Genomic DNA, 20260 nt, shown 5'->3' on the forward strand with positions numbered 1-20260 from the left:
CTCGCAGCGCAAACGCTCCCCCGGGAACGGAAGGCCCGCACCACCGACGTGGTGGTTTACGCCGTGCTGGCCGTCCTGGTGCTGGCGCTGATGGTGCCGTTCATCTGGATGGTTTCCTCGTCGCTGAAGGAGAACAACCAGGTCCTCACGGTCCCCATCCAGTGGATCCCCTCCGAGTTCGTGTGGAGCAACTACACGGACATCTGGACCCGCATTCCCATGATGGGATACCTGCAGAACTCGCTCTACCTGGCCGTCATCATCACCTGCCTGCAGGTCCTCACCGGCTCACTCGCGGCCTACGGCTTCTCGAAGGTCCGCTTCCCGGGGCGCGACGTCCTGTTCCTGGCCTACATCGGCACCATCGCCGTGCCGTGGCAGGCGTACATGGTGCCGCAGTACATCATGATGCAGAACCTGGGCCTGACCAACAGCTTCAACGCCCTCATCCTGCTGCAGGCGTTCGGCGCGTTCGGTGTGTTCCTGATGCGCCAGTATTACATGACCATCCCGGACGAACTGTGTGAAGCTGCCCGCATCGACGGGCTCAGCGAATACGGCATCTGGGCGCGGGTGATCCTGCCGCTGTCCAAGCCGGCCCTGGCCAGCCTGGCGCTGCTGACGTTTGTGAACACCTGGAATGACTACATGGGCCCGTTCATCTACCTCACGTCCAACCGCCTGTGGACCGTCCAGTTGGGCCTTCGCTCCTTTGTAGGCCAGTTCGACGCCGAGTACGCCATGATCATGACCGGCTCCGTGATCTCCGTGATCCCCATCCTCATCATCTTCCTGCTGGGCCAGCGCTACTTCATCCAGGGCATCGCCACGAGCGGGATGAAGGGATGAGTTCGGTGGCACAGCCGAAGCGGCGCGGCCTGGCGGGACGGATTCCCAGCCCGGGATTCGAGGCCTTCGGGAGCATCTTCGGGTTCATCTACACCTTCCTGGCCGGGAACGTCCTGCTGGCCCTGGCCAACGCGCCGCTGGTGCTGTGCCTCGCGCTGGTGGCGGATCCCATCGCGGCGTGGCCGTTCTTCCTGGCACTGTCCGTGACGGTTCCGCCGTCGCTCGCCGGCCTGTTCGCCGCCTTCAAGGCATTGAACGACGACGGCACTTCCGTAAAGCCAGTGGCCGCGTTCCTTCGCGGTTACCGGCGGAGCTTCCGGCGGGCAGCCCCGCTGGGGCTGGCTGCAGTGGCCGTGCTCCTGTTCCTCGGCGTCGACCTGGTGATAGTCCAGGCGCTGCCTGCGGGGGCAGTACTGGTTCCTTTGATTGTGGTGGCTGTTGCGGTGACGGTGACCGTCGCCGTGATGGCGATCGCCGGCGTCGTACTCCTGCCCGAGGCGGGGCTGAAAGGCCTGCTGAAGGCGGCCCTGTACCTCAGCGTCCAGCGCTGGTACTTGAGCCTGGCCATGCTGGTGTTGCTCGGCATCGTCGCCTCGGCAGCGCTGCTTCAGCCGGTCCTGGGGGTGGCCCTGGCACCGGCGCCGCTGCTGTTTGTGGTGTGGAGCAACGCCGCCTACGCCTTCCACGCCGCGCTGGGCAAAAACCCGAAGAATCCCTGAGGAATTTTCTTGAGCACCTTCGCGATCGGCGACCATGACTTCCTGCTGGACGGGGAGCCCTTCCGTATTCTCTCCGGCGCCATCCACTACTTCCGGGTCCACCCGGACCAGTGGGCAGACCGGATCCACAAGGCACGCCTGATGGGGCTGAACACCATCGAAACGTACGTAGCGTGGAACGAACATTCCCCCGCCCCCGGAACATTCAGTACCGACGGCGGCCTTGACCTGGGCCGCTTCCTTGACCTTGTGGCAGCCGAAGGAATGCAGGCCATCGTCAGGCCTGGGCCCTACATTTGCGCCGAATGGGACAACGGCGGACTGCCCGCCTGGCTATTCAGCGATCCCACGGTGGGCGTGCGCAGCAGCGAAGCCGGCTACCTTGCCGCCGTCGACTCCTTCATGGAAAGCCTGCTGCCCATCGTCGTCGAGCGCCAGATCACCCGGGGCGGCCCCATCATCCTGTTCCAGATCGAAAATGAGTACGGCGCCTACGGTGCGGACAAGGCCTACCTGCAGCACCTGGTGGACGTGGCAAAACGTGCCGGCGTGGAGGTCCCCCTGTTCACCTGCGACCAGCCGTTCGGCACCATGATCGAGGACGGGTCATTGCCCGAACTGCACAAGACGGGCACGTTCGGCTCCCGCGCTTCCGAGCGCCTGGCATTCCTGCACGAACGGCAGCCCTCCGGACCCCTCATGTGCGCGGAATTCTGGAACGGCTGGTTCGACAACTGGGGCACCCACCACCACAGAACCGACGCCGCCGCGTCCGCAGCGGAGCTTGAGGCCCTGCTGACCGCCGGAGCGTCCGTCAACATCTACATGTTTCACGGCGGCACCAACTTCGGGTTCACCAATGGCGCCAACGACAAGGGCATCTACGAGCCCACCATCACGTCCTACGACTACGACGCACCGCTCAGCGAGGACGGCTTCCCCACCGATAAATACTTCGCTTTCCGGGATGTCATCGCCAAACACTTCCCCGTGCCGGAGGAGGTTCCGGCCCGCCGCGCCGAGGTACCGGAGTCGGTTGTTGCGGTTGCCTCCACGGTGCCCCTCCTGCAGGCCGCGGACATGCTGGGCACACCGTTGCAGTCCGCCGGGCCCGTTCCCGTCAGCGAAGCCGCGGGCGAGTACCGCGGGTTCCACCTCTACGAACGGCACGTGGCCCACGGCGGCATCCTGGCTTTTGGCGGGATCCGTGATCGAGCCCAGTTCTTCCTGGACAGCCTTCCCGTGGGCATTCTGAGCCGCGAGCTGGGCGAACGCTCCCTCGCCCTCCCCCGGGGCGGGCACCTGCAGATACTGGTGGAGGACCAGGGCCGGGTCAACTACGGGCCCAGGATCGGCGAGGCGAAGGGACTCATGGGCCCGGCCACCCTTGACGGTGAAGAACTGGAAGGCTGGGACATGCGGCCCCTCAGCCTGGGCGACCTGGCACCGCTGCGCAGCATGGCAGCGGAGTTCTCCGGTAGCGGAGGCGTAGCCGGCCCGTCCGTGTCGTTCGCCTCCTTTACCGCGGCGGGCCCCGGCGACCGGCACCTGCGCCTGGACGGCTGGACCAAGGGCAATGCCTTCATCAATGGCTTCAATCTCGGCCGCTACTGGAGCCGCGGCCCCCAACGAACGCTCTACGTGCCGGGCCCGCTGATCCGCGAAGGCGTCAACGAACTGGCCATTCTTGAACTGCAGGGCAGCTCCACCCGGGATGTACGGTTCGTCTCCGGCCCTGACCTGGGGCCGGACGAGAAGTAGCGCGGCTATACGCCGGGACGGGCTGCGCGGCTGCGGTTTCCCCGGCGCAGCCGCGCCACCAGCGTGGCGGCGAGCAACGCCGTCGTCAGTTCCAGCCCGATGACCAGCAGCAGCTGGCCGGCGTCTGCGGCCTGGGCAGTGTACGACGCCGGCCCTCCACCATGCGTGTGCCCGGCGCCTCCCGCGCTGAGCAGCAGCGTGGTGTGCAGCGCGACCATGGCCAGCGCCACAAGAGTCACTTGATGCAGCGCTCCGATGCGGCTGTGGCGCCAGATATGGACCGTGCACGGCACGCAGACGGCGGCCAGGGCAATCATGAGGAGGCCCAGCCAGGCCCCATGGTGGCCAGCAGCTGCCAGCCACAGGTGCGTGGCGCAGGAAGCAGCGGTGACCACGGCGCATGCCCGGGGATGCAGGACGGGACCGCGGGCGCGGACCCGTCCTGCCGCCGTCGGCCTTTCCATCATTCCGCGGGCGGGGCTAGTGGCAGGAGCCACCGGTGGCTCCCTCGGTGTGGCAGGAGGAAGCCTGCCGGTTCGGGTTGGCGGGCACATCCAGCACGGGGCTGCGGTCAAAGAACCCCTCGGGGCGGAGCTTGAAGCCCACGGTGTCCACGGGCATGATGGGCCAGTCTTCCACCCTCGGGAAGTGGGTGAGTCCGAAGGTGTGCCACACCACGATGTCCTGGCCGTCGAGCTCCCGGTCCTGCGCCACGTAGGCGGGCAGGCCTGCGCCTCCGGCGTGCTGGTTGACGAAGTCCCCCGTGGGGTACCGCTCGTTCTCCGCGTAGCGGGTCACCCAGAGGTCCTTGGTGGCGAAGGCGGCGCGCTTGGCGATGGAGGAATCCGGGCTGGCCAGCAGCGTGGGCTGGTTTTCCGAGTGGAGCTTGTAGCCCACCGGCTCGCCCAGCCGGTTGTGGGATTCCGGGTTGGAGATGATCCAGGTACGACCGGCACGGGCGTCAGCTTCCCGGACACCCTCCGATTCGCGGGCCAGGACCGTCCTCTTTCGTGAGAAGGCGTTGCCGCGTTCGTTGCCCGGCCCCAGGGCCTGGCGGACCACGTCCTCCTCTTCCACCCGGTTGGTGAACCCGTCGATGGCCATGTCCAGCCGCGCGCTGAAGAGGTGCTGGTGGAAGGGTGCGCCGAGGCCGGGGGCCAGTTGGGAGATGTTGTCCGAGCCGCCCTCCGGGAATGCCGAGGTGAAGACCACGCCGGTGGCCTTGGCCTCGAACTCGATGGTGCCGTCCAGGTACAGGTACCAGTAGAAGCCATAGTCGTAGTTTCCGATGGTGGTGAAGAAGGAAATCACCAGGCGGCGGTTCCGGCGGGTGTAGTTGATCCCGGTCCAGAGGTCCGAGTGCTTGGAGAGGATGCCCCAGTCCTCCTCGTGCATGCAGATGCCGTTGCGGATCTCGCGCGGGTTGCCGAAGGCGTCGGAGATGACGGGGCTGAGGTAGGTGATGTCACCCAGGCAGTCGCAGCCGAGTTCCAGGGAGTTGGCGTACTGGCCCACCAGGTATTCGCCGGTGTCGAAGTAGTTCTGCCAGGACCGGATGGGCGACGGGTCGCCGTACGGGACCACCATTTCGGCGATGGACGCGCGGTGGATGATGGGCCGCACCCGGTCCCCATCGCGGAAGCCGAGGTTGTGCAGGACCACTCCCTCCCGGACGTCGAAGCCCACGTCCACGCTCCACTTTTCCCACTCCACATGGTTTCCACCGGTGACGGTGAAGCTGGGACCTTCGGGCTGGGTGATGCTGATGGGCTTCTGGGTGGTGCGGAGCGGGCCGGTCAGTTCCGGATCGGTGTAGTTGCCGTGCTCGGCCGGGATGGGCATAACCCCGAGGTCGATGACCTGCATGACTTCCTTGTTGACCACGTCCACGTACGCCACCAGCCCGTCCACGGGGTGCGCCCACGCACTGTCCTCGGGGAAGTCCTGGACGAAAGCCAGGCCCCGGAGGATCCGGCGCCCCTTCTCCTCCGTGTACTCAAAAACCCCGGCGGAGAGCGGAGCCACACGGACGTTGGCGACCTCAAGGTTCCGGGCAGCAATGGCGTCCAGCCAGCGCTTGTCGGTGGCCAGCAGCGCCTCCACCAGTTCGAACTCCTCCTCGAGGACGGGAAGTTCACCGTTCACGGCGGTATCGAGCACGACGGCGGATTCCACCTGTTGGTGCGTCAGCGAGACGATGACGTCGCTTGGCGCACCCCCCGAGACGTCGTGGATAAAGATCCGGAAGCGCCGTTCCTCCGGCTGGTGGTTGCCTTCGTTGGTCGCGGCCGCCGTTCGCCGGACCGGATCCAACAGTCCGAGGTACGCGATGCGGTGCTGCGGGCCAAGGAGGCCCGCCGACTGCAGAATGGACCGGATCTCGAGGATCTCCGGGGCCGTAGCGAGGCCGAATGATGATGCCGTGTCAACGGGTGCAAGCGTCATGGGGAACCTTTGATCGGACCGCTGATAGGTCGGCCGGTTTATTTTCTATAGATGTAGAGAATAAGCTGTACGTAAGATGGCTCACAAGGGTTTGAACGAAAATATTTCCGGGGAGCAGCAGCGGTGCCAAAGATTGTTGACCATGATGAGCGGCGCCTGGAACTGGTGGATGCGACGTGGCGGATCATTGCACGCAATGGCCTTGAAGGCGCCACGATGCGCGAAATCGCCATGGAGGCCGGCTTCGCCAACGGCGCCCTGAAGCCCTACTTCCCCACCAAGGACACCTTGCTGGAATTCGCCTTCAGCCATGTGTTCAACCGGACCAACCAGCGGATTGCCGAGGTCACCGCGGGTCAAACCGGCCTGGCAGCGCTGCGGGCCTTTTGCCTTGAGGTGCTGCCCCTCGATGAGGAGCGCGTCAACGAGGCGCGGATCGTGATCCCCTTCTGGCAGAAAGCCGTCAACGATCCCCAAAAGGCCGTGATCCACCAGCAGTCCATGGACGCGTGGCTCACCGCCATCCGCCGCTACCTCCAAGAGGCGCGGGCCGCCGGCGACGTGAGTACCGCCGTTGGTGACAATGCCCTGGCAGGCCAGCTCCTGAACATGCTGCTCGGCGCCCAGATCGAAGCCGCCCTCGCTCCGGCCGGACGCACGGACTTCGGTCACGACCGCCAGCTTGAGGGCTACCTCACCCTGCTGGGCCAGCCGGCGGACCATTGAAGGCTGAGAGCGCAGCCGTGACCATTCCTGCTGACATCGACACTCCCGAAGTACTCGTGGACATTGACATCCTGGGCCGGAACATCACCCGGATGGCCCAGGCTGTGAGGGCCAAAGGGCTTGCCCTGCGCCCCCACGCCAAGACCCACAAAATCCCTGAGATCGCCGAACGGCAACTAGCAGCCGGGGCTGTCGGGCTGAGCGTGGCCACTGTCGGCGAGGCGGAAGTGTTCGCCGCTTCAGGGGTCCAGGACCTCTTCATTGCCTACCCCCTCTGGGTTTCGCCGCACAAGGCGGAGCGGCTCCGGCAGCTGACGGCACGAGCGAAAATTTCAGTAGGTGTGGATTCGGCAGCCGGTGCTTCCGCGCTGGGCGCAGGCCTCGGCAATGCTGCCGGGGAGGTCAGCGTGCTGGTGGAGATCGACAGCGGCCACCACCGCAGCGGCGTCCAACCGGAAGCGGCAGCAGCCGTTGCCCAGGCAGCATCCCGCGCCGGCCTCAAGGTGGCAGGGGCCTTCACCTTCCCCGGCCACAGCTATGCCCCCGGGATGCCGGCAGAAGCGGCGGCCCAAGAGCAGAATGCCCTGAAGCAGGCAGCGGAGGCGCTCGGGGCGGCGGGCTTCGAGGCGGCTGTGCGAAGCGGGGGATCCACCCCGACGGCGCTCCTCGCCGAGGGCCCTGTTGCCACCGAGGTGCGTCCCGGCGTCTACGTCTTTGGTGATGCCCAACAGCTGGAGTTGGGCCGTTGCGCACTTGAAGACATCGCGTTGACGGTTGCGGCCACCGTGGTCAGCCGCCACACCTCCGTTCCGGGCACCCCGGCGCGGTTCATCCTCGATGCCGGAAGCAAGATCCTGGGCAGCGACCGGCCGGCGTGGGCCAGCGGACTCGGGCGTCTTATGGACCACCCCGGCGCGAGAATCACGGCACTGTCCGAGCACCACGCCACAGTGGAGTGGCACGACGGCGGGCCGCCGCCGCCGATTGGTGCGCGGCTTCGGGTCATCCCCAACCACGTCTGCCTTGCCATCAATCTCGTGGATGACGTGGCGGTGGTGAGCCAGGGGAAGCTGGTGGACCGCTGGGCGGTGGCCGCCCGGGGCAAGAACAAATAGCGGCCGCACTTCTTTTTTCGCCAACTGTTGAAAAAAGAACAGGGCTGGCGCTACCCTGATTGGACTGTGTTGCAGGACACAGCCTCGGGGGAATGTCAGATGGCCCGCCCGTCGTCAGGAACATCCATGCAAGCACCAGCCTCGCCCGCCAGCCAAAACCTCACCACCAGTGTTGCCCGGACCTTTGACCACTGGAAGCACCTCGTGGCCGAGTCCTTTGTGCCGCTAAGCGCCCGCACGTCTGACGTGGACGGCTTCCGCGGACAGCTGCGCTCGCGGGTACTGGACCGGATGTCCATCGTGGAAGTTACCGCCACGTCCCACGAGGTCCATCGAACGCCCGCGCTCATTGCCCGGGCCGGCGAGCGTTACTTTAAACTCAACCTCCAGCTCGAGGGCACGGGCCTCCTGATCCAGGACAACCGTGAGGCGCTGCTCCAGCCCGGCGATCTTGCCATCTATGACACCAACCGCCCCTACACCCTGGCGTTCGAGGAACAGGCCCGGATGATGGTGGTGATGTTTCCGTGCGACGCCCTCACGCTGCCCACGGATTACGTTGGCCAGCTCTCCGCCGTACGGATGGCCGGCAGCACGGGCCTGAGCGGGATCGTGGGACAGTTCATCCGCCAGCTCACCGAAAACCTTGACGTCCTGACCGGTCCCAGCGGTTCCCGGCTGGCCACCAACGCCCTGGACCTGGTGTCCACCATGCTGCACGCGGAAATGGACATCGCCCCGGACCGGATGAAGCCGCAGGCCCTGCTGGCCGCGTCCATCCGCGAATACATCGAGGCCAACCTGTCCGATCCGCTGCTGTGCCCGGCGAGCATCGCGGCAGCGCACTTCATCTCCACCAGGCACCTGCACAACGTCTTCCACGAGTCCGGCACCACGGTCGCCAGCTGGATCCGGAGCCAGCGCCTTGACGGCTCACGCCGTGACCTGCGGGATCCGCTGCACGCCGGGAAGTCCGTCAGTGCGGTGGCTGCCCGCTGGGGATTCCTTGATGCGGCCCACTTCAGCCGCACCTTCCGCGACGCTTTCGGCATGTCCCCCACCGACTGGCGCCGCCAGGCCTGACCCCGCCGCAAGGGGAGGTATTGCCGGGGGTCAACGTACGACGGCGGGTGGCGCCAGCTTAGTATGCCGGGCGAGATCAGCCCCTGCGCCAGCATGGCGTCGGCAACCTTTGACAACCCCGCCGGTGCTCACGCCGAGGGCATAGTCGCCGGTCGCGCCGTACTGCTCTGAGTAGCGCTTCAGCTTTCCGATTATGACCGCCCGCTGTTAGGTGGCCCACCGACGCTTCGGCTAGTCTCCGTATTGTGACAAGAATATTCCACTCTATGAAAGCGCCGAAGGATGGATCTTCCGGCAGCGGGACGTGCTGATGCCGTATGTCTGCCTCCTCCTTTCCGGCGCTGCGCTGTTGATTAACGGCCTAGCCACACTGGGACACCTGCCGCGCCGCGACGCAGCCGTGCTGAGCCTGGCGGTGGGAATCCTCCAACTGGTGCTCGGCGTCGTCCTGTCCCCGGGCCCGTCTGCGGGCGGACCGCTGACAGCCTCCGGCATGTTCCTGTTCGGCCTGACATATCTCTACGTAGGCCTGGACTTTCTGCTGGACCTGGGTTCGAAGGGGCTCGGGTGGTTCTGCGGCATGGTGGCCTTTGTTGGGCTGCTCCTCGCGGCGGCGTGGCTTCATGAAGATCCCCTGCTGGCCGTTCTCTGGCTGGGCTGGTCGGCGCTGTGGGGGTTGTTTTTTGTCTCGATGGCACTGGGCCTGGCCCGGGTGGACCTGTTCACCGGCTGGGCGCTGGTGCTCACCAGCCAGGTCACCGCCACCGTCCCTGCTTTCCTGGGGCTGGCAGGGCTGTGGCCGCGCAGCCCGTTGGTTGCCGCCGCTGCAGCCGCCTTACTGGCAGGACTGTTCGTCCTCGCCGGCATCCTTGCCCGCCAGACCCTGGCTGCATGGGAAACAGCCCGGACGGATGCAGGTGCACCAGGCCGGGCCGTCCGCCACTCCCTTGCCTCAGCGGGCGAGGAATCTGCCCGTTAGCCCGCGTGCCCGAGGCTGCTGGCCTTCCGCCGCCGTTCAATCCGTGATTCCACCAGGACACCGGCGGCGAACATCACCGGGACAGCCACCAGCAGGGCCGCGGCGGTTTCTGCGCTGCCGCCAATCAGGGCGGTGAAATTGCTGACCACCAGTGACAGCACCCACGCCAGCAGCAGCGTAGCCAGGGCGGGGGCCAGGAGGGTTTGCCAGAGCTGGCCTTCCACCCGTTCGCGCCGGAAGAATCCCACCACGGCTACCGAGCAGAGGATGTACAGCACCAGGAGTGCAGCAACAGCCAGTCCGCTGAACCAGGAAAACAGGGTCAGGACGGGATCCAGCGCGAGCAGCGCGAACGGAACCACCAGCACGATGGCGGTGGCGGTCTGGATCCGGGCAGCTGCAGCGGGTGCGCGGTGGCGGTTGGTCCTGGCAAGGACGGCGGGCATGGAGCCTTGCAGTGCCAGCGAGTGAAGGTACCGGTTGATGCCGTTGTGGAAGGCGATGATGCCGGCCAGCAGGGACGTCACCAGCAGGATGCCCGTGGCGGTGCCCGCCCACGGGCCGAACAGTTCCACCATGGGAGCCAGCACAAAGCTGGTGGAGTCGCCCGATTCCAGGGCTGCGCCGGCGGCGTCCATGACCTGGCTGGGGCCGTAGTAGCTCACCAGCATCCAGGAGATGAAGGAGAAGAACACGGCGATCACGGCCACTGACAGGTAGGTGGCCCGCGCTACGGTGCGGTGGGCGTCCTTGGCTTCGGCCGAATAGATGGCGGTGGATTCGAAGCCGAACATGGAGGCCACAGCGAACATAATGGCCACGCCGGGGGCACCGGCAGCGATGGCTTCCGGGGAGAAGGACGCCGCAATGCTGATCCCCTCGGGACCGCCGCCGCTAAAGAGTACCGTGAAGCCAAACATCAGCAGGATGGCCACTTCGAGCCCCACCAGGAGGGCCAGGACCTTGGCGCCGAGTTCGATGTTGAGGGAGCCCAGCACCTGCACTCCAGCCATTGTTGCCAGGGCCAGCAACCACCAGGGGACGCTGACTCCAATTGAAGCCAGCAGCCCGGAGAACGCCGCGCCGTAGAGCCCGTACATCGCCGCCTGCACGGTGCTGTACGCCAGCAGTGCCAGCCAGGCCGCACCGGCCCCCGCTTTCCTGCCGAAGGCCGTCGTGACGTAGGCGTAAAACGCGCCGTTCGCCTGGATCCTGCGGCTCATGGCCACAAATCCTACGGCGAAAATGACAATAACGACGCCGACAATCAGGTAGGCGCCCGGGGCGCCGGCACCGTTGCCGAGCGCGGCAGCCAAGGGGGAAGCACCGGCGATTCCCGTCAGGGGCGCCTGGGCGGACAGAACAAAGAACAGGATTCCCATAACGCCGATGCTGCCGGCGCGGAGGGCAGTGGATTGCTCTTTCGCAGGCCTTGTATCGGCAGTCCGGGACTCGGAATTCGAAATACTCATTGGATCCTTCTTAACGGTCATGAGCGCTGGGGGGAAGGGTGCGGTTTCATCCGTCCTGCACCCGTTGAATTCAGCATGGCAGCGGACAGGCTGAAGGGTTTTGTCGCGCAGTGATCAGTTGTTGTACTTGAGCGCAACACCGGACTAGAGCGGGACGTGCCCGCCACTCACTCCACGGCGGCGCCGCGTCACTCGCCCGTGGCATACTGCCGTAACCAGTCATTGCCGTATCCGCCGGCCGGAAGGGGCCCTTTTATGCAGGAATTCGCCAGTGTGGACGAGTTGGCGCGGCAGCACGTCGTCGAGGCCATTGCCAGAGCGGACATCGACGCAGGGACGGACTTTCAGCGGCGGTTCGACCGGCACTTCCCCGAGCTCCTCCGCCTGTTCCACTCGCTGTACGGTTCCCGCAAGGACTGGCTGGACCAGTTCACGGCACTGGTCCTGCAAAGCGCGCGCTCCTGGCAGGAACGCCCGGCGGAGTTGAAAGCCCTCGACGCGGAGCGCGAAGCGAACAGCAGCTGGTTCCTGGCCAACAACATGCTGGGCGGCGTCTGCTACGTGGACAGGAACGCCGAAAGCCTGGAAGGACTCCGCACCCGAATCCCGTACTTCAAGGAATTGGGCCTGACCTACCTGCACCTCATGCCGCTGTTCCTGGCACCCGAACCGCACTCCGACGGCGGCTACGCGGTCTCCAGCTACCGCCAAGTCAATCCGAAGCTGGGCACCATGGAACAGCTCCGCGACCTTGCCGCAGAGTTCCGCGGCCACGGCATCAGCCTGGTGGTGGACTTTATCTTCAACCACACGTCCGACGAGCATGAGTGGGCCCGGCGTGCTGCTGCGGGGGATCCCGAGTACAGCGACTACTACTGGATCTTCCCGGACCGCACCATGCCTGACGCTTTTGAGCAGAACGTGCGGGAAATCTTTCCCGAGAACCACCCCGGGTCCTTTATCCAAATGGAGGACGGCCGCTGGGTCTGGGCCACCTTCCACACGTACCAATGGGACCTGAACTACGCCAACCCGGACGTTTTCCGTGCCATGGCCGGCGAAATGCTGTTCCTGGCCAACCAGGGCGTGGACATCCTGCGCATGGACGCCGTCGCCTTTATCTGGAAACAGCTGGGCACCCCCTGCGAAAACCTTCCCGAGGCACACATCCTGCTGCAGGCCTTCAACGCGGTGTGCCGGATCGCGGCGCCGTCGCTGCTGTTCAAGTCCGAGGCCATCGTGCATCCGGACGAGGTGGCCCTTTACATCGACCCGGCCGAGTGCCAGATCTCCTACAACCCGCTGCAGATGGCCCTGATCTGGGAATCGTTGGCCACCCGGGATGTCTCGCTCCTGGCCCAAGCACTGGAGCGCCGGCACAACATCCCGGAGGGCACGTCCTGGGTGAACTACGTCCGCAGCCACGACGACATCGGCTGGACCTTCGCCGACGAGGACGCGGCAGAACTGGGGATCAACGCCTTTGACCACCGCCGTTTCCTGAACTCCTTCTACGTCAACCGCTTCCCGGGCAGCTTCGCCCGCGGGGTGCCCTTCCAGGACAATCCCAAGACGGGTGATTGCCGGATCTCAGGCACGACGGCGTCCCTGTGCGGCATGGAGGTTGACCCGGCTGAGGCGGTGGAGCGGATCCTCCTGGCCCACTCGGTTGCTTTCAGCACCGGCGGCATCCCCCTCTTGTACTTGGGCGACGAAGTGGGGCAGGTCAATGACTACGGCTACGCGTCCGAGCCGGGGCACGGGGCGGACAGCCGCTGGGTCCACCGGCCGCACTACCCGGTGGACCAGTACGCCCGACGCCACGATCCTTCCACTCCCGAAGGCGCTGTCTACGCGGGGCTGAAACGAATGATCGAGGTCCGGGCCGGCACTCCGGAACTGGCGGGAACAAAGCTGGTGGACTTCGCCACCCACAACCCCGGCGTGCTGGCCTACCAGCGCCCCGGCGGGAACGGCTCCGTCCTGGCACTGGCCAACTTCAGCGACCGGCCCCAGGCCCTGCCGGCCGAAACCTTTTCCGGCTACTCAGCTACCGCCGTCGACCTTCTCTCCGAAGCCGAGCTGCAGCTGGACGAGGGCGTCATGCTCCTGCCGCGCCAATACGTCTGGCTGCGCGTCACCTCCACCTGATGTTCCTTTCGCAACTGGGTCGCAGTTAACGTCCTGAAATCGCCCCGTTTCGCGACGTTAGCGCTACCCAGTTGGGCCGGCGGGCACGGGGCGTGAAACGATACGGTTCATGGCCTCCAAGATTGCGTACCAGGGTGAGCCCGGCGCCAACTCCAATATCGCGTGCAAGCAGATGTTCCCGGACATGGAAAGTGTGCCCTGCGCCAGCTTTGAGGACGCGTTCGAACTCGTGTCCAGCGGCGAGGCGGACCTGGCCATGATCCCCATCGAGAATTCCATTGCCGGGCGGGTGGCGGACATCCATATCCTGCTGCCCCAGTCCAACCTGCAGATCGTGGGCGAGTTCTTCCTGCCCATCCACTTCGACCTGCTGGGCATCCCGGGCAGCACCATCGAGGACGCCACCGAGGTCCACAGCCACATCCACGCCCTGGGCCAGTGCCGGAAGCTGATCCGCGAGCACGGCCTCAAGCCCGTCATCGCCGGCGACACCGCCGGTTCGGCGCGCGAGGTCAGCGAGTGGAACGATCCGCGCAAGCTCTCCCTTGCTCCCCCGCTGGCGGCGCAGATTTACGGCCTGGAAGTGCTGGCCTCCCGGGTTGAGGACGATCCTTCCAACACCACCCGTTTTGTGGTCCTGGCCCGGGAAACGGCGCTGCCGGCCCGGGACGAGCTGCCCGGACCGGCGGTCACCAGCTTTGTGTTCCGCGTCCGCAACGTCCCGTCCGCCCTGTACAAAGCGCTGGGCGGCTTCGCGACGAACGGCGTGAACATGACCCGCCTGGAAAGCTACATGGTGGGCAACGAATTCGCCGCCACCATGTTTATGGCCGACGTCGAAGGCCACCCCGAGGACCTGCCCCTGAAACTGGCCCTCGAGGAACTCGACTTCTTCACCACCGAGGTGCGGATCCTCGGCGTCTACGCAGCCGCGGAGTACAGGACTGCTCAGACCGTCAACGGCTGACCCGAGGCCCGGCGCGGCTTCAGCAGGGCAGCAAAGAACTCCCCAAGCTCGGCCGTCGCGGTGAGCGGCAGGACGTTCGCCACGTACTGGTCCGGGCGCACCACCACCACAACGCCGGCGCGGTCCAGGCCGCGGAGTTCGAAGATGTCCGCACCGGGATCGGTGGCGTACACCTTCTCGTAGTCATTCAGCTTGAACGGGCCAACCTGTGGCTTGAAGACGGCGGGAACCTTTCCGATGTCCACGGCGGTGTGCGGCTGCTGGTAAATCACCTTCACGTCGAACCAGGCGTCAGGATCAGCGTCCGACGGCGTTGCGGCCAGCGGCGAGTCCGGCGAGTTGGCGATCCACCCGGCGAAGTCCGCCACGCCTGAGTGCGCACCGGCCGGCGCCGGGTCTGCGAAGACGTAGATGCGCCACCGCCCGTCCGCTGTGGCGTGGTGGCCGAGGTGCAGCGGATTGGTATCGCCCACCCTCACCACCGGTGCCGATTTGAAGCGCTTGCCCACCGGGAAGCCGGTGGCCAGGTCCTGGTGCTTGGCGGGGGCCACCAGCATGGACGGCGCGTACTCGGTCATGAAGCCGGCCGGGAACTCCGCCGTGCGCACGTAGAAGTCCTCGAGGTCCGAGGGGTTTTCGAACTCCTCGGGCTTCTTGGCCATCATGGTGGACCATTCCTTGTCGAAGTCGATGAGGTTCTTGGCCACCACCTGCCGCTCTGCCGAGTAGGTGGACAGCAGGGCCTCGGGGCTGCGGCCCTCAAGCACGTGCCCCAGCTTCCAGGCGATGTTGAAGCCGTCCTGCAGGGAGACGTTCATACCCTGGCCGGCTTTTGCGCTGTGCGTATGGCAGGCGTCGCCGGTGATAAATACCCGCGGGGTTCGCGTACCGAGCTCCTCCGGCAGGACGTCGTCGAACCGGTCCGTAAGCCTGTGCCCCACTTCGTACACGCTGTGCCACGCCACGTTGCGGACGTCGAGGGTGTAGGGGTGGAGGATCTCGTTGGCCTTGTGGATGATTTGCTCGATGGTGGTGTTCCGCACGGCATGGTGGGTGGCCGGGTCCACCACCCCCAGGTCCACGTACATGCGGAACAGGTGTCCGCCTTCGCGCGGGATCAGCAGGATGCTGCCTTTTTCAGCCTGGATGGCGCACTTGGTGCGGATATCGGGGAAGTCGGTGACGGCCAAGGTGTCCATGACGCCCCAGGCGTGGTTGGCCTGGTCCCCGGCGAGGGTGCAGCCAATCGCTGTGCGCACTTTGCTCCGCGCGCCGTCGGCACCCACGACATATTTGGCCCGCACCAGGCGTTCCTGGCCCTCCTTCGGCCCGGAAGTGTGCAGGAGTGTCACCATGACGGGATATTCGCCGCCATCCCCGACGCTGAGGGACTGGAACTCGTAGCCGTAGTCGGGCTCCAGGCGGGTGGGCGAGTTGGCGGCGAATTCGGCGAAGTAGTCCAGGACGCGGGCCTGGTTCACGATGAGGTGCGGGAACTCGCTGATGCCGGTGGGGTCGTCAGGCGTGCGGGCGGCCCGGATGATGTTCGCATGGTTGGCGGGGTCCGGCTTCCAGAACGCCATCTCAGTGATGCGGTAGGCCTCGGCGATGATCCGCTCCGCAAACCCGAAGGCCTGGAAGGTTTCGACGCTGCGCGCCTGGATGCCGTCGGCCTGGCCGATGGCGAGCCGTCCGGGACGGCGCTCGATAATCCGCGTAGTGACATTCGGGAACATTGAAAGCTGCGCCGCGGCGAGCATTCCCGCCGGCCCGGTGCCGACGATCAGGACGTCCACTTCGTCCGGGAGTTCCTCGGGCCGGTCGAGGCCTACGCCCGCTGCCGGCTTTACCCGCGGGTCTCCGGATACATAACCGTGGTGGTGAAACTGCACGGGATTCCTCACTTCGTTGTGTGGCTCTTCGGCCAGAAGGCTGTGTTCGATACTCGAATTCAGGTTTCCATATGAGAAAACCTGCTGTTGGAGCAACACTGTACGCCAAGTGTGACAGGGACGACAAGAGCGCCAAAAACGCCAGCACCCGAAGGGCTTGACAAGCGCCAGCCGAGGGGTCAAGGTGATCGTATACGATTTCGTACTTCGCTAGGAGATGCTTTGGAGCAGGTCAACGGGAACATCCTCGAAGCGGCACGCAAGGTGATCGCGGTGCATATCAACTACCCCAGCCGGGCTGCCCAGCGAGGGCGCACTCCCGCACAGCCGTCCTACTTCCTCAAGCCTTCCAGCTCGCTGGCCCTCAGCGGAAGCCGCGTTGAACGACCGGCCGGCTGCGAGCTGCTCGGCTACGAGGGCGAGATCGCGCTCATCATTGGCAAGGCCGCCCGCCGCGTCGGCATCGAGGACGCGTGGAGCCACGTCGCCGCCGTTACCGCCAGCAATGACCTGGGCGTGTACGACCTGCGCTGGGCGGACAAGGGCTCCAACCTCAGGTCCAAGGGCGGCGACGGCTTCACTCCCGTGGGCCCGGCACTCATTCCGGCAGACGCCGTCGACCCCGCCCAACTGCGCATCCGCACCTGGCACAACGGACAACTCGTCCAGGACGACACCACCCAGGACCTGCTCTTCCCGTTCTCCCGGCTTGTGGCGGACCTGTCCCAGCTGCTCACCCTCGAGGAAGGGGACATCATCCTTACCGGCACCCCTGCCGGTGCGTCCGTGGCCAAGCCCGGGGATGTGCTCGAAGTGGAGGTCTCAGCCGCGGACCTCACCACCGGCCGTTTGGTCACCACAGTGGAGGAAGGCACGACGCCGTTCGCTGACTTTGGTGCCGGACCCCAGGTTGATGACCTGCAGCGGGAGGAAGCGTGGGGTTCGCGCGAAGCCGCCGGCCTACCCGCCGTAGATAATGCTAAGGCGACCGCCGCCGTCGCGCCTTCCCTCGCACCTGAGCTGAAAGCCAAACTTGAGAGCGTGGCCACGGCCACCCTGTCCTCCCAGCTGCGCAAGCGCGGCCTTAATAACGTCAGCATCGACGGGCTGCAGGCCACCCGCACGGACCGCCGGGTGGTGGGCCTGGCCCGGACCCTGCGCTATGTCCCCAACCGGGAGGACCTCTTCAAGACCCACGGCGGCGGGTTCAATGCGCAGAAGCGCGCCATCGATTCCGTCAATGAGGGCGAAGTCCTGGTCATGGAAGCCCGCGGTGAAAAGGGCACCGGGACGGTAGGCGACATTCTTGCCCTGCGCGCCCAGGTCCGCGGCGCCGCAGCCATCATCACCGACGGCGGCGTCCGCGATTTCTCCGCCGTGGCCGGGCTGGACATGCCCACCTACTTCGCCAACCCGCACCCCGCAGTGCTGGGCCGCCGGCACATCCCCTGGGACACGGACATCACCATCGCCTGCGGCGGCGCCACCGTGCAGCCCGGAGACATCATCGTGGCGGATTCTGACGGCATCCTGGTCATCCCGCCGGCCATCGCCGAAGAACTGGTGGACGACTGCATCCAGCAGGAACAGGAAGAGACCTTCATCTTCCAGATGGTCAAGCAGGGCAACAGCGTGGACGGCCTGTATCCCATGAATGCCGAATGGCAGGCACGGTACGAGGAATGGAAAGCAGGCATCATGAATCCAGAAGCAGGCCACGGGAATGACTGAGACAGTGGCCAGCCTCCCCGCGGCCCCTGCCGGCAGCAAGTCCGAACAGGCGTACCAGGCCGTCAAGGCGCGGATCATTGAAGGGAGTTACACCCCGGGCTACCGGCTGGTCCTGGGCAGCATCGCCAAGGACCTGGGCTTCAGCGTGGTTCCGGTCCGTGAAGCCATCCGCAGGCTGGAGGCCGAGGGCCTGGTGACGTTCGAACGCAACGTGGGCGCCACCGTGGCAGGGATTGATCCCACCGAGTACCTCTACACCATGCAGACCCTCAGCATCGTGGAGGGCGCTGCCACAGCTTTGTCTGCTCCCTTGATCGACCCGGCAGCGATTGCCCGGGCCCGGGCAGTGAATGCCGAGATGCGCGAGTGCCTGCAGCACTTCGACCCCGTCAGGTTTACGGCGCTGAACCAGGACTTCCACAGCGTCCTGTTTGAGCACTGCCCCAATCCGCACATCCTGGACCTCGTGCACCGCGGCTGGAACCGGCTCGCATCCCTCCGGTCCTCCACCTTCCGCTTTGTGCCCGGCCGGGCACACGATTCGGTGGACGAGCACGAGGCACTCCTGAAGCTCATCGAATCCGGCGCCGACGCTGAAGCCATCGAAAAAGCCGCCCGGCTCCACCGCTCCGCCACCCTGGACGCCTACCTCGCCCAGGCACAGCCGCATCCGAACGCAACGCGGGGTCAGTAAACGCCCAATATCAGGCCTCCGAAGGGCCAAAAGTGACCCCGCGTTGCTCTCAGAAGACAGTAAGGAAACAACAATGACGTTCACTGCATCCGAAACCAGCACCCATTACGTGCCCCAGGACCTGCCCACCCACATCCAGCATTACATCAACGGCCAGTTCGTCGACTCCGTGGGCGGCAAGACCTTCGATGTCCTGGACCCTGTGTCCAACCGGAATTACGCCACCGCTGCGGCAGGCCAAAAGGAAGACATCGACCTCGCTGTCGCCGCCGCACGCGAGGCATTCGTTAACGGCCCGTGGCCGAAGATGAAGCCCCGCGAGCGCGCCCGCGTCCTGAACAAAATTGCCGACGCCGTCGAGGCCCAGGAAGCCCGGCTCGCCGAACTCGAAACCTTCGACACCGGCCTGCCGATCACCCAGGCCAAGGGCCAGGCCCTCCGCGCGGCCGAGAACTTCCGCTTCTTCGCGGACCTGATCGTGGCCCAGTTCGACGACGCCATGAAGGTCCCTGGTTCGCAGATCAACTACGTGAACCGCAAGCCCATCGGCGTCGCCGGCCTGATCACGCCGTGGAACACCCCGTTCATGCTGGAGTCCTGGAAGCTCGCCCCGGCCCTGGCCACCGGCAACACCGTGGTCCTCAAGCCCGCCGAGTTCACCCCGCTGTCCGCCTCGCTCTGGGCCGCCATCTTCCAGGACGCGGGCCTGCCCGATGGAGTGTTCAACCTGGTCAATGGCCTGGGCGAGGAAGCCGGCGACGCACTGGTCAAGCACCCGGACGTCCCGCTGATCTCCTTCACCGGTGAAACCACCACCGGGCAGACGATCTTCCGCAACGCTGCTGCCAACCTCAAGGGCCTGTCCATGGAGCTCGGCGGCAAGTCCCCCTGCGTTGTGTTCGCCGACGCCGACCTGGACGCCGCGATCGACTCGGCCCTGTTCGGGGTCTTCTCCCTCAACGGCGAACGCTGCACCGCCGGCTCCCGCATCCTCGTTGAGCGCGCGGTTTACGACGAGTTCTGCGAGAAATACGCCGCGCGGGCGAAGAACATCGTGGTGGGTGACCCGCACGATCCCAAAACCCAGGTGGGCGCCTTGGTCCACCCGGAGCACTACGACAAGGTGGCCTCCTACGTGGAGATCGGGAAGTCCGAAGGCCGCCTCCTCGCCGGCGGCGGACGGCCCGAGCACCTGCCCGCAGGCAACTACATCGCACCCACGGTGTTCGCCGACGTCGCCCCGGAGGCGCGGATCTTCCAGGAGGAAATCTTCGGTCCCGTTGTGGCCATCACCCCGTTCGAGAACGACGACGAGGCCCTCGCCCTGGCGAACAACACGAAGTACGGGCTGGCTGCCTACATCTGGACCCAGAACCTGACCCGCGCGCACAACTTCTCCCAGAACGTCGAAGCCGGCATGGTGTGGCTGAACAGCCACAACGTCCGCGACCTGCGCACCCCGTTCGGCGGCGTCAAAGCCTCCGGCCTGGGCCACGAGGGCGGCTACCGCTCGATCGACTTCTACACCGACCAGCAGGCCGTGCACATCACCCTCGGCTCGGTCCACACGCCCAAGTTCGGCAGCATCGAAGCCTCCGCCGCCAACGAGGGCTAAGTCCAGGCACCCGGGCCGCCAGCCGTCGTCGTACTTCCCAAAAACCCTTTCAAGGAAGAGA

The 20260-nt window shown here is 65.7% G+C and carries 16 protein-coding genes; 12 read left to right on the forward strand and 4 right to left on the reverse strand.

Annotated elements, in window-relative coordinates; all coding sequences use genetic code 11:
• Positions 1-48 precede the first annotated feature (48 nt).
• The 3 genes from FBY31_RS11820 to FBY31_RS11830 are packed head-to-tail and all read left to right on the forward strand — an operon-like array spanning position 49 to position 3329.
• Positions 49-849 (forward strand): carbohydrate ABC transporter permease, encoded by an 801-nt coding sequence (locus tag FBY31_RS11820; RefSeq protein WP_142040983.1) that lies wholly within the window; start codon positions 49-51, stop codon positions 847-849.
• Complete coding sequence (locus FBY31_RS11825) at positions 846-1568, forward strand: DUF624 domain-containing protein (RefSeq protein WP_142040986.1); 723 nt, start codon at positions 846-848, stop codon at positions 1566-1568. The genes FBY31_RS11820 and FBY31_RS11825 overlap by 4 nt, the downstream gene beginning before the upstream one ends.
• 9 nt (positions 1569-1577) lie before the next feature.
• Positions 1578-3329: a glycoside hydrolase family 35 protein gene (locus tag FBY31_RS11830; RefSeq protein ID WP_142040989.1), complete on the forward strand. Its 1752-nt coding sequence runs from the start codon at positions 1578-1580 to the stop codon at positions 3327-3329.
• 5 nt (positions 3330-3334) lie between these two features.
• Here the strand turns inward: FBY31_RS11830 and FBY31_RS11835 are convergent, their stop codons facing one another.
• Both FBY31_RS11835 and FBY31_RS11840 read right to left on the reverse strand, forming a co-directional pair.
• The gene (locus tag FBY31_RS11835) at positions 3335-3793 is read right to left on the reverse strand and encodes a hypothetical protein (RefSeq protein WP_142045293.1); all 459 of its coding nucleotides are present in this window, start codon (positions 3791-3793) and stop codon (positions 3335-3337) included.
• Positions 3794-3809: 16 nt separating this feature from the next.
• Positions 3810-5774: a primary-amine oxidase gene (locus FBY31_RS11840; protein ID WP_142040992.1), complete on the reverse strand. Its 1965-nt coding sequence runs from the start codon at positions 5772-5774 to the stop codon at positions 3810-3812.
• A 123-nt stretch (positions 5775-5897) separates the two neighbouring features.
• Between FBY31_RS11840 and FBY31_RS11845 the strand changes: the two genes are divergently transcribed.
• The 4 genes from FBY31_RS11845 to FBY31_RS11860 all read left to right on the forward strand — a co-directional run bounded on the left by FBY31_RS11845 (position 5898) and on the right by FBY31_RS11860 (position 9677).
• Entirely contained in the window at positions 5898-6500 is a 603-nt protein-coding gene (locus FBY31_RS11845; protein WP_142040995.1) for a TetR/AcrR family transcriptional regulator, read from the forward strand.
• Between the two features lie 17 nt (positions 6501-6517).
• Entirely contained in the window at positions 6518-7615 is a 1098-nt protein-coding gene (locus FBY31_RS11850; RefSeq protein WP_142040998.1) for an alanine racemase, read from the forward strand.
• Between the two features lie 126 nt (positions 7616-7741).
• Positions 7742-8698, forward strand: coding sequence for a helix-turn-helix domain-containing protein (locus FBY31_RS11855; protein WP_142041000.1), 957 nt, complete (start codon positions 7742-7744; stop codon positions 8696-8698).
• A 310-nt stretch (positions 8699-9008) separates the two neighbouring features.
• Entirely contained in the window at positions 9009-9677 is a 669-nt protein-coding gene (locus tag FBY31_RS11860) for an AmiS/UreI family transporter (protein WP_142041003.1), read from the forward strand.
• Here the strand turns inward: FBY31_RS11860 and FBY31_RS11865 are convergent.
• Positions 9674-11149, reverse strand: coding sequence for an APC family permease (locus FBY31_RS11865; RefSeq protein WP_142041006.1), 1476 nt, complete (start codon positions 11147-11149; stop codon positions 9674-9676). The genes FBY31_RS11860 and FBY31_RS11865 overlap by 4 nt on opposite strands.
• A gap of 255 nt (positions 11150-11404) precedes the next feature.
• Between FBY31_RS11865 and FBY31_RS11870 the strand changes: the two genes are divergently transcribed.
• Positions 11405-13300 (forward strand): amylosucrase, encoded by a 1896-nt coding sequence (locus tag FBY31_RS11870; protein WP_142041011.1) that lies wholly within the window; start codon positions 11405-11407, stop codon positions 13298-13300.
• A 109-nt stretch (positions 13301-13409) separates the two neighbouring features.
• Positions 13410-14267, forward strand: coding sequence for a prephenate dehydratase (locus tag FBY31_RS11875; RefSeq protein ID WP_142041013.1), 858 nt, complete (start codon positions 13410-13412; stop codon positions 14265-14267).
• On the opposite strand, the gene FBY31_RS11880 is transcribed toward FBY31_RS11875, so the two are convergent.
• Positions 14249-16159, reverse strand: coding sequence for an FAD-binding monooxygenase (locus FBY31_RS11880; RefSeq protein ID WP_142041016.1), 1911 nt, complete (start codon positions 16157-16159; stop codon positions 14249-14251). The two genes, FBY31_RS11875 and FBY31_RS11880, sit on opposite strands and share 19 nt — an antisense overlap.
• Before the next feature lie 222 nt (positions 16160-16381).
• Between FBY31_RS11880 and FBY31_RS11885 the strand changes: the two genes are divergently transcribed.
• The 3 genes from FBY31_RS11885 (at position 16382) to hpaE (ending at position 20199) form a co-directional block, all read left to right on the forward strand.
• On the forward strand, positions 16382-17890 hold the full coding sequence (locus FBY31_RS11885) for a fumarylacetoacetate hydrolase family protein (RefSeq protein WP_142041019.1): 1509 nt from the start codon (positions 16382-16384) through the stop codon (positions 17888-17890).
• On the forward strand, positions 17883-18584 hold the full coding sequence (locus tag FBY31_RS11890; RefSeq protein ID WP_142041022.1) for a GntR family transcriptional regulator: 702 nt from the start codon (positions 17883-17885) through the stop codon (positions 18582-18584). The genes FBY31_RS11885 and FBY31_RS11890 overlap by 8 nt, the downstream gene beginning before the upstream one ends.
• Before the next feature lie 73 nt (positions 18585-18657).
• Positions 18658-20199 (forward strand): 5-carboxymethyl-2-hydroxymuconate semialdehyde dehydrogenase, encoded by a 1542-nt coding sequence (gene hpaE, locus FBY31_RS11895; RefSeq protein ID WP_142041025.1) that lies wholly within the window; start codon positions 18658-18660, stop codon positions 20197-20199.
• The last annotated feature ends 61 nt before the right edge of the window (positions 20200-20260 follow it).

It is taken from the genome of Arthrobacter sp. SLBN-100 (genome assembly GCF_006715305.1).
GTDB lineage: Bacteria > Actinomycetota > Actinomycetes > Actinomycetales > Micrococcaceae > Arthrobacter.